Source organism: Treponema berlinense, assembly GCF_052273165.1.
GTDB lineage: Bacteria > Spirochaetota > Spirochaetia > Treponematales > Treponemataceae > Treponema_D > Treponema_D berlinense_A.
On the sequence record NZ_DAVZIU010000035.1, the window covers coordinates 1 to 14,841 of the forward strand.

The 14,841-nt window shown below is 38.1% G+C and carries 10 protein-coding genes and 1 pseudogene; 7 read left to right on the forward strand and 4 right to left on the reverse strand.

The features are described from left to right. Window positions 1-100 precede the first annotated feature (100 nt). The 3 genes from ACT6XC_RS08955 to ACT6XC_RS08965 form a co-directional block, all read right to left on the reverse strand. A complete protein-coding gene (locus ACT6XC_RS08955) occupies window positions 101-1,564 on the reverse strand; it encodes a nicotinate phosphoribosyltransferase (protein ID WP_443741550.1) in 1,464 nt (487 codons plus the stop codon). Window positions 1,565-1,692: 128 nt separating this feature from the next. After that, window positions 1,693-4,260 (reverse strand): heavy metal translocating P-type ATPase, encoded by a 2,568-nt coding sequence (locus ACT6XC_RS08960; protein ID WP_443741551.1) that lies wholly within the window; start codon window positions 4,258-4,260, stop codon window positions 1,693-1,695. Window positions 4,261-4,274: 14 nt separating this feature from the next. Beyond that, window positions 4,275-4,583, reverse strand: coding sequence for a metal-sensing transcriptional repressor (locus ACT6XC_RS08965; protein ID WP_443741552.1), 309 nt, complete (start codon window positions 4,581-4,583; stop codon window positions 4,275-4,277). Between the two features lie 122 nt (window positions 4,584-4,705). Here ACT6XC_RS08965 and ACT6XC_RS08970 point away from each other — a divergent pair, with 122 nt between their 5' ends. The 7 genes from ACT6XC_RS08970 to ACT6XC_RS09000 all read left to right on the forward strand — a co-directional run bounded on the left by ACT6XC_RS08970 (window position 4,706) and on the right by ACT6XC_RS09000 (window position 14,483). Continuing rightward, window positions 4,706-6,175, forward strand: a complete 1,470-nt coding sequence (locus ACT6XC_RS08970; RefSeq protein WP_443741553.1) for a M16 family metallopeptidase — start codon at window positions 4,706-4,708, stop codon at window positions 6,173-6,175. 35 nt (window positions 6,176-6,210) lie between these two features. Next, window positions 6,211-7,554, forward strand: a complete 1,344-nt coding sequence (locus tag ACT6XC_RS08975) for a M16 family metallopeptidase (protein WP_443741554.1) — start codon at window positions 6,211-6,213, stop codon at window positions 7,552-7,554. A gap of 77 nt (window positions 7,555-7,631) precedes the next feature. Beyond that, window positions 7,632-8,129, forward strand: coding sequence for a 5-(carboxyamino)imidazole ribonucleotide mutase (gene purE / locus ACT6XC_RS08980; protein ID WP_443738910.1), 498 nt, complete (start codon window positions 7,632-7,634; stop codon window positions 8,127-8,129). 156 nt (window positions 8,130-8,285) lie between these two features. Continuing rightward, window positions 8,286-9,380: a phosphoribosylformylglycinamidine cyclo-ligase gene (gene purM, locus ACT6XC_RS08985; RefSeq protein ID WP_443738911.1), complete on the forward strand. Its 1,095-nt coding sequence runs from the start codon at window positions 8,286-8,288 to the stop codon at window positions 9,378-9,380. Between the two features lie 265 nt (window positions 9,381-9,645). After that, a complete protein-coding gene (locus tag ACT6XC_RS08990; protein ID WP_443741555.1) occupies window positions 9,646-10,395 on the forward strand; it encodes a hypothetical protein in 750 nt (249 codons plus the stop codon). Between the two features lie 56 nt (window positions 10,396-10,451). Further along, the gene (locus tag ACT6XC_RS08995) at window positions 10,452-13,349 is read left to right on the forward strand and encodes a hypothetical protein (RefSeq protein ID WP_443741556.1); all 2,898 of its coding nucleotides are present in this window, start codon (window positions 10,452-10,454) and stop codon (window positions 13,347-13,349) included. Between the two features lie 78 nt (window positions 13,350-13,427). Beyond that, on the forward strand, window positions 13,428-14,483 hold the full coding sequence (locus tag ACT6XC_RS09000) for a glycosyltransferase family 2 protein (protein ID WP_443741557.1): 1,056 nt from the start codon (window positions 13,428-13,430) through the stop codon (window positions 14,481-14,483). A gap of 76 nt (window positions 14,484-14,559) precedes the next feature. Here ACT6XC_RS09000 and ACT6XC_RS09005 read toward each other — a convergent pair. Then, window positions 14,560-14,841, reverse strand: a pseudogene (locus tag ACT6XC_RS09005) (hypothetical protein); the annotation flags it as partial.

Sequence of the window (14,841 nt, forward strand, 5' to 3'; positions counted from 1 at the left end):
AAATTTTAAATTTTTTTAAAATTTTTTTTGTTTTCAAAAAGACAAAAAAAATCCACGGTCGTAAAACTTTTTGTTTGGTTTGACCGTGGATTGATTCTGACTATTTTATTCTTTTTTCAATAAAGTCCATCTTTAGATTTTTCATTGCTTCCGTCAGGCTTACTTTGTAAATATGCGGATTTAAAATCCTCTTGTAAGAAGCATCCAGCGTTTCGAGCTGCTGTTGTGCTGTTTCGTGCGCAAGGCGGATTACTTTTCCTGCAGTCTGTTTTGCTTCAATCCTGTTGCCGTTTTCTACAACTTTGTGCAAAAGCGGCTCGATTTTTGCAGCCGTAAATGTAAACTGGCGGTAGTCAATCATCGGATGGTAGTAGCGGTATTCTTTTCCAGCTTCGATTTTTTCATCTTCTGTTGCAATTATGTCGGCTTTTGCATTGCCTTCTTCATCGTACAGACGATATACGTTTTTTATTCCAGGATTTGTGTTTTTTTCAGGATTGTCTGAAAATTTCATTGCAGGAATATTCTTGCCAGAAGTCTTGTCAAATCTTGCAGCCAGCTTGTAAACGCCTGTAAAACTGGCCTCGTTTCCTCCAGTCACCATGTGAGTTCCAACGCCCCAGCTGTTGATTGGTGTGCTTTGCTGAACAAGAGTCTCGACAATTTCTTCTGTAAGTTCGTTTGAGACTGTGATTGTCGCCTGCGGAAATCCTGCTTTGTCCAGTTCTTTGCGGACTTCTGCCGTAAGATAGGAAATATCTCCAGAATCAAGTCTTACACCGAAGTTGTAGCCTTTTTCTACGAGCTTTGCTCCGACTTTGATTGCATTTTTTATGCCTGAGCGGAGAGTGTCGTAGGTGTCGATTAAAAAAATTGCCTTTTGAGGATAGAGTTTTGCGTATGCTTCGAACGCTTCGAGTTCAGACGGAAAAGCCATAATCCAGGAATGAGCCATTGTTCCCATTACTGGAATATCGTAGAGTTTTCCTGCCAAAGTGTTTGAAGTTCCTGCTGCTCCGCCGATAAAACTTGCGCGTGTTGCGCTCATTCCTCCGTCTGGTCCTTGCGCGCGTCTTAAACCAAATTCCATTATTGCGCCTTTTTTGCTTGCAAGCCATATTCTTGCTGTTTTTGTTGCAATAAGACTCTGAAAATTTATGTGGTTCAAAACCAACGCCTCGACAATCTGCGCTTCAATCAGTTTTGCGTGGATTCTGACAATCGGTTCCTGAGGAAATATAACCGAACCTTCTCTAAAAGCGTAAACGTCGCCATTAAAACGGAATGTTTTTAGGTATTCTAGAAAATCCGGTTCAAAAATTTTCTGCTGCCTTAAAAATTCAATATCGCTTGGACTAAAAGTAAAGTCTGTGATTGCGTCTAAAAGCGTATCAAGTCCGGCAAAAATTGAAAAACCGCCGTTAAATGGCTGTCTTCGGAAAAACATGTCAAAAACAACGTCCTGATTCATGTCGTTTTTCCAGTAGCCTTGAGCCATTGTCAATTCATAAAAGTCGGTGAAGAGAGCACTGTTTATGGTGCTGTTTTCGATTTTTTCGTTCATTTTTATCTTTTCTCCTGTTGAGTTTTTACTAAAAAAATGAAAGTTTTCTTCAGCGTTTACCGTCTTCATAAGCGATAAAAACCGGCTTTCTAAATTTTTGTCCACATTTTAAAGATTTTTTTTCTTATTTACAAGTTTAAACCAGCATAAGTATAACCGGCGTCTGTAATTGCTTTTTCAAATTCACTTTCTGAAACGTCCTTTGAAAGTTTTACCGTAACCTGCGAAGTTTTGTGGTCTGGTGTGGCTGTTTCTACGCCTTCGATTTTTTCGAGTGCTTTTTTTACGTGGTTTTCGCAGTTGCAGCACATCATTCCTTCGACTTTTAATGTTTTTTCTGTTAATTCTGCCATTTTTGTGGCCTCCTGTTTATTTTTATTTTCCGCAGAAACCTCATTTTGTGCAGTTAAAGCGGATTTTTTGCTTTTTTTATGTTTTGAATTCCGTAAATTGAAAAAATTCAATCTGAGTGCATTTGCCACAACACAAAAACTTGAAAGGCTCATTGCCGCTGCTCCAAACATTGGATTCATTTCCAAGCCAAAAAGTTTTATGTATGCACCTGCGGCAATTGGAATTAAAAGAATATTGTAAAAAAATGCCCAGAAAAGGTTTTCGTGAATATTTTTTACAGTTTTTTTGCTGAGCTGGATTGCGTAGCTTACGTCTAGAAGACTGTTTTTTACAAGAACAACATTTGCCGCATCGATTGCAACATCTGTTCCAGATCCGATTGCCATTCCCGTGTCTGCCGCTGTAAGAGCCGGAGCATCGTTTATTCCATCTCCGACCATGCAAACTTTTCCTTTTTTCTTGAATTCGAGAACTTTTTCTGCTTTTTTGTCTGGAAGAACACCGGCAATCACTTCGTCAACGCCTGCCTGGACACCGATTGCACGGGCTGTTTTTTCGTTATCGCCTGTGAGCATCGCGACAAAAATTCCAAGATTCTTTAATTCTTCAATGGCTTTTGAACTGTCGCTTTTTATCACATCTGCCACGGCTATAATTCCCAAAAGTCTGTCTTCTTCTGCAAAAAATAGCGGAGTTTTTCCTTGATTTGCGACTTTTTCTGCAAGAATTTTTGATTTTTCGCTTACATTGGAAATTTTTGACTGAATAAAGCTCAGGTTTCCGCCATAAAGTTTTTTTCCTTCTAGAATTGCCGAAAGTCCATTTCCTGGAAGAACCGTAAAGTCTGAAGTTTGTTTTAATTCAATTTTTTCTTCTCTGGCTTTTTTTAACACTGCTTTTGCGAGCGGATGTTCGCTTTTTGATTCGAGCGAAGAGGCTTTTTCCAAAAGTTCGCGTTCAGAAACTTCGAGTGCAAAAATGTCGGTTACAAGAGGCTCTCCCTTTGTGATTGTTCCTGTTTTGTCTAAAATTACAATTTTTGACTTTCCTGTTTGTTCAAGCGCTAATGAAGTTTTGAATAGAATTCCGTTTTTTGCGCCGATTCCGTTTCCGACCATTATTGCGACTGGAGTTGCAAGCCCGAGCGCGCAAGGACAACTTACGACAAGAACGGTTATTGCGCGGTTTAGGGCGAATGAAATCTCTTCACCTGCAAAAATCCAGGCTAAAAATGTAAAAATCGAAATTAAAATTACTGCTGGAACGAAAATCCCGGAAACTTTATCCGCAATTTTAGCAATCGGAGCTTTTGTTGTGGCAGCGTCGCTTACCATTTGAATTATCTGCGAAAGAGTTGTGTCTTCTCCGACTTTTACGGCCCTGCATTTTATAAAACCTGTCTGATTTAGCGTTGCCGCGCAGACTTTGTCGCCGTTTTTTTTGTCGACAGGAATTGATTCTCCTGTGAGAGCTGATTCGTTTACGGAGCAACTTCCTTCAATAATGATTCCGTCGGCAGGAATATTTTCTCCAGGGCGGACTACAAAAATATCGCCTTTTTGAACTTCTTCGATTTTTACGGTTTTTTCTGCGCCGTTTTTGAGGAGAACTGCGGTTTTTGGAGAAAGCTTCATGAGGCTTTTGAGCGCGTCTGTCGTCTTTCCTTTGGAAATTGATTCTAGAAGTTTTCCGACTGTTATAAGAGTTACAATCATTGCCGCGCTTTCAAAATAAAAACCGTTCATAAGTTTTAGAGTGCGCGCGCTGTCCGTCAGTAAAACCGAATCCGTCATCTCAAAAAGCACAAAAACGCTGTAAACAAACGAAACTCCGGAACCAAGGGCGACGAGAGTGTCCATGTTTGGCGCGAGACGTATAAGACTTTTAAATCCGGAAACGAAGAATTTTTTATTTACGAGCATTATGAGAGCCGAGAGAATCATCTGTAAAATTCCCATTGCAATGTGATTTCCACCGTTTTTGGTAAACCAGGCTGGAATCGGCCAGTCAAACATCATGTGTCCCATGCTAAAATACATTAGGACTGACAGCAGCAAAACCGACCAGACGAGCCTTTTTTTTAAGAGCGGAGTCTCGCTGTCTTCGGGCGGAGTCTGACTTTGAATTGAATTGCTTTTTTTTGATGAAAATTTCTGCGCTTTGTAACCGGCTTTTTCGACAGCATTTATTATTTTTTCAGAAGAGGCTTCTCCTTCAACTCCCATGGAATTTGTCAGAAGGCTTACCGTACAGGAATTGACTCCCGGAACTTTTAAAACCGCTTTTTCAACTCTTGCAACGCAGGCTGCGCAGGACATTCCTGTTACTATGTATTTATCCATAACTTTTCCTTTTGTTATTTCATAAGTTTTTGAAGAATTTCTACAAGCTCACCGACGGCTTCTGTTTTTCCGTCTTTAATATCGTTTACTACGCAGGAATTTATGTGTTCTGCCAAAAGAACTTTGTTGAACGAGTTTAATGCCGCATTCACCGCCGAAACCTGAATCAAAATGTCCGGACAGTAAGCATTGTTTTCGAGCATTTTTTTTATTCCGCGGATTTGGCCTTCGATACGGTTGAGCCTGTTTGAAAGAATTTTAAACTCTTCCGGGCTTCTTTTTTTTGTTCTTGTTGAACAGCAGCATTCGTCTTTTGATTCCATTATAGTTTCCTTATTTTGTTAATTTTTTTCTGGAAAATATATAATACCTCTACGGGGTATATGTCAATAGGTTTGTTTAAAAAACTGTATCTAAGAAATCTCAATATTGTTATATTGAATATATGACTCGAAAATTTTTTAAGTTTTTTTTAACGACTGTTTTTTTGTGCGGCACGATTTTTGTTTTGCCTGCCCAAAAAACTTCTGTTCCGTCACTTTTTAAGTATAAACTCGAAAACGGACTTGAACTTTTTGTAATGGAAAATGATTCTGCTCCGCTTGTTTACATCGAAATTGCCGTAAAAGCTGGAGCCGTTACCCAGACACCGGAAAATGCGGGACTTTTTCATCTTTACGAGCACATGATGTTCAAGGGAAATGCAAAATATGCAAATCAAAAGGAAGCGTATGCCGCTTTGAACAAAATGGGCGTTTCTGAGTGGAATGGAACGACTTCGATTGACCGCGTAAATTATTTTTTTACGGTGCCGTCGGGACTTTTAAAAGACGGACTTGAATACTGGTCTTACGCAATCCGCACTCCGCTCCTTGACGAAAAAGAACTCGAAAACGAAAAATCTGTTGTTTTGTCGGAAATCGAGGGCGGAATGAGCGAGCCGGGAAGAATTTTTGGCGCAGGAGTTTTTAAAAATCTTTTTTTTGAATGTCCCTGGAAAACCGACACTTCCGGCGATCCAAAAATCATAAAGAATGCGACTGCGGAAAGCCTTAAAAAAATTCAGAAAGAATATTATGTTCCTGCAAACACCGCTCTTTTTGTTGGAGGCGATGTAAAGCACGAGGAAGTATATTCCCTTGTAAAAGAAATTTACGGCGACTGGCAGAATGGAAAAAATGCCCAGACTGGAAAGAAAATCGAAACTTCGTCAAAAACTCCGTTTTCGGCTACAAAAAAACTTGTCTTTGCCGATCCTCAAAATTCAAAGGGAATAAGCAGGCTTGTTTTTTATCTGCGAGGACCTGATGTCCAGAGCGACGAAAATGACACTTATGCGGCAGATGTCTGGTCATATCTTCTTTCAAATCCGTCTGGAAATTTTATTTCCAGGGCAATACAGAATAAAGAATTGAATATTCCAGATGCGGATTATATCGGCGGTTCGTATTCGGCAATGCGGGCGAGCGGAATTATAAGTTTTTCTGCGGCTTTTATGAATGATGAAAAAATTTCACCGCAAAAAAGGGCGCAGCTTATTCTTGACTACTGGAACACTCAGGCAGTGGACGATATGCTCAAAAGCGGAACTGGATACGACGAAAAAGAGATAAAAAACGTAAAGGGCAGGCTTGAAGACAGCAGAACCTATTCAATGGAAACCGCCGCGCTTTTTTTACGGGGCTTTTCTTCGCAATGGGCTTCTTCTGGTGCGGATTATGCTCTTTCTTATGACGAAAATATTTTAAAAGTTGAAAATAAAGACGTCCGCTCTTTTGTTGAAAAATATATAAAAGATAAAAAAGGGCTTGCCGTTCTTTTTGTAAATCCAGAATATTACAGGGAAAATAAAAAAGAATTTGAAAAAGACGGCTGGCAGGAACTTAATGCAGAAAATGCCCGCTGGTGGAAATAAATCCGCTCTAAAAAGGCATTTTTCGGAGGAAAATTATGAAGATTATAAAAAAAGCATTTTTTGTTTTGTTTACGGTAGGAGTATTTTTTCTTGCGGGTTGCGCCTCATCTCCAAAAAACGCAAAAGACGCTTATTATGAAGAAAATGTAAAAGATTTTTCGAAATACGAATTAAAAAACGGAATTCCGGTGATTTTTAAAAAGACGAACGGCGGACAGGTTTTTGTTTTGCGCACTGTTTTTGAAGGCGGAACTCCGCTTGTAAGTCCAAAAATGGCAGGAATTGAAGGTCTTACACTTGAACTTATGTTCCACGGAAGCAAAAATTTTTCGTACGAAGATATTCAAAACATGCAGTACGGAATTTCTTTTTCTATGAACAGTTCGAGCGGACGCGATTACAGTGTCGCTGGAATAAAATGCCTTCAAAAAGACCTGGATGCCGTCCTTGAAATCTATGCCGATTCAATAAATTTTCCGGCTTTTTTAGAAAATGATTTTAAGCAGATGATGCTTAACGAAGAAGATTCTTTTGTGCGCTCAAAATCTGATCCGAGTGGCCAACTTGGAATTGAACTTGAAAAAACGGCATTTGGAAAAACTTCTTATGCAAGTTCAACCTCTGTAACCGAAGAGTCGTTAAAACTTATTACTTTGGACGAAATAAAAAATCACCATAAAAAACTTTTGGATGCAAAAAGAATAAAATTTGTCGTAGTTGCAAATATGGACTTGGACGGACAGAAAAAACTGGTCGAAAAACTCAATTCTTATTTTGGAACGATTCAAAAAGAAAGCTACAAGACTCCAGAAGTTGGAGAAATTTTTGTCGAAGGCGAGGATATTTTTCTAAAAAATGAGCAGGCTGGAACTTCTGGCTATTCAATAGGATTTTTTAACTGTCCAAAGCGATATGATTCTGATTATGTGCCTTTTGCGATTTCTCTTATGTATTTGGATGATATATTTTTTGATCAGGTGCGCGAAAAAGCTGGAGCCGTTTACTCAATTGGAACGGGCGTTCTTGGCGGAAAGCAGATGCTCGGAGCGATAAGCGCTTACAAAATAAGCGATACGGAAAATATTCATTCATTGATTTATAAGGCGATTGAAAGTTTTCCAGACGAAAAACAAGTTGAAGAAAAACTCGAGCAATACAAAAACAAATACATTACGACGTTGTTCGATTCGAGTCAGAGCGGAACTGGAGTTGCTGCTAATATTATTACTTCGCTTGAATATTCTGGAAAACCGGACACATATTTAAAACGCTCTTTTCAGGTGCAGAATGTAAGTGCAAAGCAGGTTTATTCTGCATATAAAAAGTACATAGCGCCAGAGTCAAAAAATAAAATCCGCTGGATTATGGTTACAAAATAAAAACGGTTTTTGACAAAAAACGGCTTTTTATAGAATTTGTTTTGATTTTAAGGTACGATGAACCCGAGGTGATTTTTATGAAAGTTGCGATTTTTTTTGGCTCTAAATCTGACAAAGATACTATGAAGAAAGCGGCAGACGTTTTAAAAGAATTTGGAATTGAGTATAAGGCTTTTATTCTGTCGGCTCACCGTGCAGGCGCGCTCTTGCACGAAACTGTAAAAAAAGTTGAAGAAGAAGGTTTTGAAGTGATTATTGCAGGAGCTGGACTTGCGGCAGCTTTGCCAGGCGTTATTGCAGGAGCGACAACTCTTCCTGTTATTGGAGTTCCTCTCGAATGTGTAAATCCAGGAGTTTCTAACGGTTTAGGCGGAATGGACGCGCTTCTTTCTATCGTGCAGATGCCTCCGCAAATTCCTGTTGCAACAGTCGGAATAAATTCTGCAAAAAATGCGGCTTACCTTGCGGTAGAAATCCTTTCGATAAAATATCCTGAGTTAAAAGAAAAACTTGCGGCTTTCCGCAAAAAGCTTGCAGATGATGCTGCGGCTTCTGGTCTTGACGTTGCATTTTAACGCATAATGACACAAGACCGAAAAATTGATATGATAAAAAAAGTCTTAGCCCGCGGTGGAGCAGCGGCGTCAGCCGGTCCGAAGGACTGAGGGTTACCGAACTGCGCAAGTGCGGTCGAGAACGAAAAATGTGCTCCAAAATTATTGAGGAAAAATATGGCAACAATTGACTACAAAGATTCTGGCGTTGATGTTGAAGAAGGTTACAACGCTGTAAACGAATACAAGGTTCATGCAAAACGTACCCGCATTCCTGGACTTTTGACGGATTTGGGAAGTTTTAACGGAATGTTTGAAATCCCTGCAGGTTTAAAGCAGCCGGTTGCTGTTTCTGGAACTGACGGTGTAGGCACAAAACTCGACATTGCTTTTCAGATGGGAAAATACGACACTGTTGGAATTGACTGCGTTGCAATGAGCGTAAACGACATTTTGTGTTCTGGCGTAAAAACATCGTTCTTTTTGGACTATGTTGCCTGTGGAAAACTCGATGCAAAGGTTGCCGGACAACTCGTAAAAGGTGTTGCCGACGGTTGTGTTGATGCTGGCTGTGCACTTTTGGGTGGAGAAACAGCCGAAATGCCTGGATTTTACGACGACGGAAAATACGACCTTGCTGGTTTTGGCGTAGGATTTGGCGAAAAAGAAAAGATGATTACTGGCGACAAAATCGAAGACGGGGATGTTTTGATCGGTCTTTCTTCGACAGGTTGCCACTCAAACGGATATTCGCTTGTCCGCAAACTCGTAAAGGATTTTAACGAAGATTTTAACGGAAAACCGATTGGAGAGGCTTTGCTTACTCCAACACGTATTTATGTTCGTCCAGTTATGGATGCTTTGGAAACATTTGGCGAAAAAATCCACGGAATGGTTCATATTACAGGCGGTGGCTTTTACGAAAATGTTCCTAGAATGTACAAAAAAGGTGCAAACCTTGTAAGCGTAATCAAAAAAGACAGCTGGGAAAAACCAGCGATTTTTGCAGAACTTGAACGTCGCGGAGCAGATCCAGAAGGCATGTGGGGAACATACAACATGGGAATCGGACTTGTTCTTGCCGTTAAAAAAGAAGACGCTGATGCAATTGTTGAGCATTTTAACAAAAAAGCAGCTGATTTTGCGACAGATGTTCACAAAAAGCTTGGAATTCCAGATATGAAGGCTTATAAAATCGGCTATGTAAAAACCGCTGAGCACGATTTGGGAACAGACCTAAAAGGTTCTCACGAAGCAACAATTCTTGAATAGAAGTTAAAAATATTTTGTATGATAAAAGCCGGCTTAAATTGAATTTTTGCCGGTTTTTTTATGCCCGTGCTGTTTTTATACAAGGCTGTCTGTTAATTTTTAAATTTTTTACTTGATAAAAAAACGTTATTCTACTAAAGTTGTTTAAAATTGCTTTTGTTTTTGATTTTTAATCCGTTCTTTTTCGTTATAAAAATTGAAAATACACACTTTGTACGTTATACTCTACACGGGTTGTTTTTGATTTTTTAAGGTGGAGGACTTTATGATAAAAAGAATTTTTTCTTATATTGCAGCAACGCTTTTTTGTGCTTTGCTTTTTTCTTGTGCTGCAAGCGAAACTTCTTCTGTCAGTTTTGCTGTTCCAGTAGATTTTGCGCGTTTAATCAGGGAGAGCAGTGCAGGAGACTGGTCTTTGAATGTAGAGCTGAGCGGAGATTTGAATCTTTTGAAGCAATTTTCGATAAAAGAGCCTAAAAGTGGCTCTGTTGAGCCTGCTGTATTTACGATTGAAGACTTGAAGTCTGGTTCAAAACTCGAAGTGAATGCTAAAATTTTGAACGGAAAACTGGCAAAATACAAAAATATTCAATCTTATTACGTTGAACTTGAGCCAGGAGCTAATTCTCTTGATGTTGAGCTTGAGCGAATAAAAAAAGACGCAGAAATTGCTGGAATCGAAGCAAAATATTTTAGTATCTGTGTAAAAAATGGTTCAGTTTCTGACGGCAATGTTCCAGAATTGACTTATGAGAATAAAATGATTGAATTTTCTCTTCTGTGTGAAAAAGAATTCGACTTTGATTCGTACTCTTACAGCTGGTATATGAACGGAGAAGAAATTGTTTCTTCAAAAGATAAGCCTTCTTTTGAACTCAACTTGATGCAGAATGATGATATTGTTTTGACAGAAAATGGTGGAGAGCAAAAAAACAATAGCCTTACGTGTTTTATGAGTTCTGACGAGGAACTTATAGAAATTGAATACATCTTTGTTTTAAACGAAAACTCTTAAACCGGCTAAAAATCTGTCAAATTATCTTAAAAAACTAAATGTTTGGAGAAAAAACTATGAAAACTAAACGCTTTTTACAAGGACTTGCAGCTTTTGCAATAATTGTGTTTTTTGCAGGATGTACGAACATTCTGGACTCAAAAACTGCTGAAAAATTTAAAGAAAACACTTCTGTTTCAATTAATTTTAATGCAAACGGACGCTATATTTCGGCTGGAAACTTTGAACTAAATAAAATAACTTCGTGGAAAGTAATTTTTAAAGGCAATTCTGGCGAAAAAGACATTGAGCTTGCATGGTCTTCTGAAACTTCGGATTCTAGCTCAAATTCAAGCAGTCCGTCTCTTAATTATAGCAATGGTGTTCTTAATGCAAAACTGATTCCGATTGGAATATACGATATTACTCTCGAAGGAAGCTATTCTGAAGGAAACGGCACAGTAACCGTTAGCGGAACAAAAGAAGATGTTACAGTTTCTGCGGAAACTGCAAAAAATTATATAACAGTGCTTGTCGGACTTAAAAAAGACAGTTCTGTCAGCGGTAGTCTTGAGCTTTCTTTTAATACAACCGGTATATCAAATTATGCTCCTGCCTTGCTTGTTACACTTAAAAATATTCAAACAGGCGATATTGAGTATTCAACTGAGAAGAAAAATCTTGTTTTTGACAGCAACGGATATACTCTTACTGGAGAAAATATTGCTCCAGGCTGGTACAAACTTGAGTTTTATCATAGTGACAGTGTAAAAGTAGAAATTCCAAGCGACAAAATGATGGTAGAAATTGCTTCTGGAATAAAAACGACAGATTCGGATATAAAACTTTCTGTTACGCATGTAAAAAAATACTATGCGACAAATGACAATTCTGAAAGCGTAAAAAAAATGAATGGTCTTTCTGTATCTTCAAGAAAAAATCTTACGGCGCTTTTGGAAAATTTGACAAAAAACTGGCCTGACGTGTCGGAAGTTGATATTTTTATGGACAAAGTTCCTGCAATTGACATAAAAACTTTCAATGAATTAAAGGAAAAACTTGGAGATTCAAAAAATCTTTCGATTTATTTAGGAGAAAGCACCTCGCCAATTATAGCTGCTTATTCAACTTCTGATACAAATAATGTTAATACCGTTCTTTCGGGCTCTGCTTGCCTTGTTGCAACGGACGGAAATAAAAAAATTGAAATAAGCAATCTTAGTGTAGGTCAAGATCAGGTTAATTCTATCGATATTACTCTTAAAAATGGAGCATGTCTTGATGTTACTGGCGAGATGTCGATTTCTGGCAATTTGAATATCTATGCAATAAAAGATAGCGAAGATGGAACTGTTCAAGACAACTTTGCATCATACATAACAACACCTTTCTTTTCGTCGTTCTCTCATACTGATGTAGATGTTTTCTCTCTTTACGAATATGCTTCGAAAGATATTTCGGATCAAAATACGATAATTAGTGCCGATGGAGAGACTGGTAGCGATTCTTGCGAATTTTATATAAAACCTGCAAGCATGAAAGGCATAACAGCAGCGACAAGCGCTGACTTTTCTATTGGGGCGTATTATACAAGCGGCGCGGATAATAACTCTTATGTCTCTGGCAGTGTTATTCCGTATGAATCTTCTTACCTTGAGATCAAGCTTAAATATCCTGACAGCATAGAAATCAAAAACTGTTTGTGGTATTTGAATGGGGACTCTTTTGATGACACTGGAAGCGAAAGTACAGGATTTGATCCTACCCAGATTGGCAGTCTGAAAACAGACGATACAAATGTTATAAGCTGCTTTGTTTTTGATGGTGAAAAACTTTATCTTTGCGAATTTAATTTTACTTTTAAGACCCCAGATCGTAGTGCGGCTGTCTGGTTTACCGAAAAAAGCTATGATAATTATTCTATGAAGCAGATTTATGATTATACTGATTCATCGGCTACGGAAAGTACTATAAAAGAAAATTTATCAAAATATTATTGCTTTGACAAAAATTACAATCTTTGGATTGCGCTTCCTGGAAATGCTTTAACTTTGAATAAGTACTCGATGAAAGTTTCTACAAATTCTTATTCAACTGCTCCTGATTTAACAAAGGAATTGTCAGAAATTACAACTCTCCTGTCAGACATGTACTATGACTGTGTAAACAGCTATATATATCTGCTTGTAAGTTCAGACAGCGCGGTAAGCGTTTATGCTGTTTCTACTGAATCTGAGCCTGCTATAGTTGCAAGCGCGCAGATTAACGTTTCGGATCTCAAAATTGACACTTTTACCAATATCGCAGTCAACGGAAACGATTTTTATTTTACAGACGGCTCATGCAATGTTTATAAAGCAGCTGGAACCGTAACTTCTGGCAGTATTGTGATAGGAACTCCAAAGAAGTTTGTAAAAGATCTTGCTTCTATTTTGGATGGATATGATTCTTCTAACCATGATGACTATGATTCAATTTCGATAACGGATTTGCAGTTCGGAGACGGTCTTGGATATGATACTGAAAATGTTTATGCGCTTGTAAAAGAGGCTTCTCGTGGACTAGGTTTTAAGAAGCTAGATTATTTTTATAGCCGTGGCGCGCTGGTAAAAATCAATGTAAAAGATGACTCTACTAATATATTTGGCTGGACATCTGTGCAAAAAGAACTTAAATATACTTATAATGATAAAGATTATACTGATTACTATTGCATTCCTGATGGGGCTGATTCAACTAATACTGCCTTTTTTGGGCCTGAAAAATTCTGTGCTGTTGTTCCAAAAAAGATTGTGATTGTTGATGACGGCTTTTATTGGAAGGCAGGAGATAGCGGCGATGGAGTAATAAAAAATAAAGACTCCATTGTTGAATTTGATATTGCAGGCTCAACGCTTACGAGAGGAGATTCCAACATTTCGGCATCGTTTAATATTAGTGTAACTGATTATTATCAGGGAAAACTTGAAAACTAAAATTTTCTAACAATAAGCGGCCTGTTCTTTTTCATATTGCAAGGAGCAGACCGCTTTTTTTATGATATAATTGTTTATATGTTCAATTTGTTCAAAAAAAAATCTATAAAAATTTCTGTCTGTGTGCCTGTCTGTGGCACGCAAAAATTTTTGTCTGCCTGTTTAGAAAGCATTTGTGCTCAAAGTTTTTGCGGTTTTGAAATTATTGTTGTTGACGACGAAGAAATTGAGCGTCTAAAAGAAAAAAAATTGAATACAAGGCAGATTCTAAAAGAATTTTGCAAAAAGCACAAAAGTTCAAATTTTTGTATAAGGTTTATTCAGCACGAAAAAAATAAAGGTCTTGTGGAAGCCCGCCGTTCTGCCGTTTATGCGGCGACTGGAAAATACATAATGTTTGTTGATAGCGACGACTTTCTTTTGCCAGACGCGTTGAGCACTCTGTATGACATTGCCGAAAAAAAAGGAGCGGACATTGTTCATGGAAGGGCAAAGATAAAGACTAGGCGAGAGTTAAAAAATCTTTCTGAAAAGGATAAAAAATTTTCAGAGAATAGAATTCTGGAAATTACAAAAAAAATAACCAATGTTTTTGTTGGAACAGATGACAGCGCCGAAGGCTTTTTATACAAAGATGAAATTCTGAATGGATTTTTGGTTCAGCGCAATCACTGCGGTTTTTTATGGGCAAAACTTTTTGAGCGCGAATTGTGTTTAAATGCGTTTGAAAAAATTCCGCCAGTATATTGTGTTTTTGCGGAAGATTTTTTGATTTATTTTTTTCTTGCTTTTTATGCAAAAAAATATGCTGGCATAAAAAACGAAGTGTATTCTTACTGCGTTGATACAGGAATTTCGTCAGAAAAGAAAATTTACAGCCTTGAACAATGGAAAAAAGTTTGTTCTGCTGCAAGCGCAAGCACTGTTCTTCTGGATTTTGTTCAGGAAAAAGACATAGAAAACAGAAATCTTACAGAAACCGAAATTGAAGAATTGAAAAAAATTTGCCGGTATTACGCAAAAAACAATCTTGAGCAGTTGAAAAAAACTGTAATCCCAGAATTTCAAATGCAGGCCTACGAAGAACTGTGCGAATGGTGGGGAAAAGAGATGATTGAAAGCGTAGAAAAATGACTGCAAAACAGGTGATATTAAAAATATTATCACCTGTTTTTTGAAATGCGAAAAACAGACGCGCTGAAGAATTGATTTAGTTTTTGTCGGTTTTTAAACTTGTAACCTGCTCCAAAGAAAGCCCTGTAGCCATGGCAATTTGTTCAGGCGAAATGTTTATTTTAAGCAAATTTTTGGCAGTTTCGAGAGTCTTTTCATTAGCAATGTCTTGAGCCATACCTTTTGCAATGTCTTGAGCCATACCTTTTGCAATATCTTGAGCCATATCTTTTGCAATGTCTTGAGCCATGTCCTTTGCTATACCTTGAGCCATATCTTTTGCAATGTCTTGAGCCATGTCCTTTGCTATACCTTGAGC

Excerpts from the sequence above, each read along its gene's own strand:
- ACT6XC_RS08955 (WP_443741550.1), bottom strand. The coding sequence starts at position 1,564 with ATGAACGAAAAAATCGAAAACAGCACCATAAACAGTGCTCTCTTCACC.
- ACT6XC_RS08960 (WP_443741551.1), bottom strand. The coding sequence starts at position 4,260 with ATGGATAAATACATAGTAACAGGAATGTCCTGCGCAGCCTGCGTTGCA.
- ACT6XC_RS08965 (WP_443741552.1), bottom strand. The coding sequence starts at position 4,583 with ATGGAATCAAAAGACGAATGCTGCTGTTCAACAAGAACAAAAAAAAGA.
- ACT6XC_RS08970 (WP_443741553.1), top strand. The coding sequence starts at position 4,706 with ATGACTCGAAAATTTTTTAAGTTTTTTTTAACGACTGTTTTTTTGTGC.
- ACT6XC_RS08975 (WP_443741554.1), top strand. The coding sequence starts at position 6,211 with ATGAAGATTATAAAAAAAGCATTTTTTGTTTTGTTTACGGTAGGAGTA.
- purE (WP_443738910.1), top strand. The coding sequence starts at position 7,632 with ATGAAAGTTGCGATTTTTTTTGGCTCTAAATCTGACAAAGATACTATG.
- purM (WP_443738911.1), top strand. The coding sequence starts at position 8,286 with ATGGCAACAATTGACTACAAAGATTCTGGCGTTGATGTTGAAGAAGGT.
- ACT6XC_RS08990 (WP_443741555.1), top strand. The coding sequence starts at position 9,646 with ATGATAAAAAGAATTTTTTCTTATATTGCAGCAACGCTTTTTTGTGCT.
- ACT6XC_RS08995 (WP_443741556.1), top strand. The coding sequence starts at position 10,452 with ATGAAAACTAAACGCTTTTTACAAGGACTTGCAGCTTTTGCAATAATT.
- ACT6XC_RS09000 (WP_443741557.1), top strand. The coding sequence starts at position 13,428 with ATGTTCAATTTGTTCAAAAAAAAATCTATAAAAATTTCTGTCTGTGTG.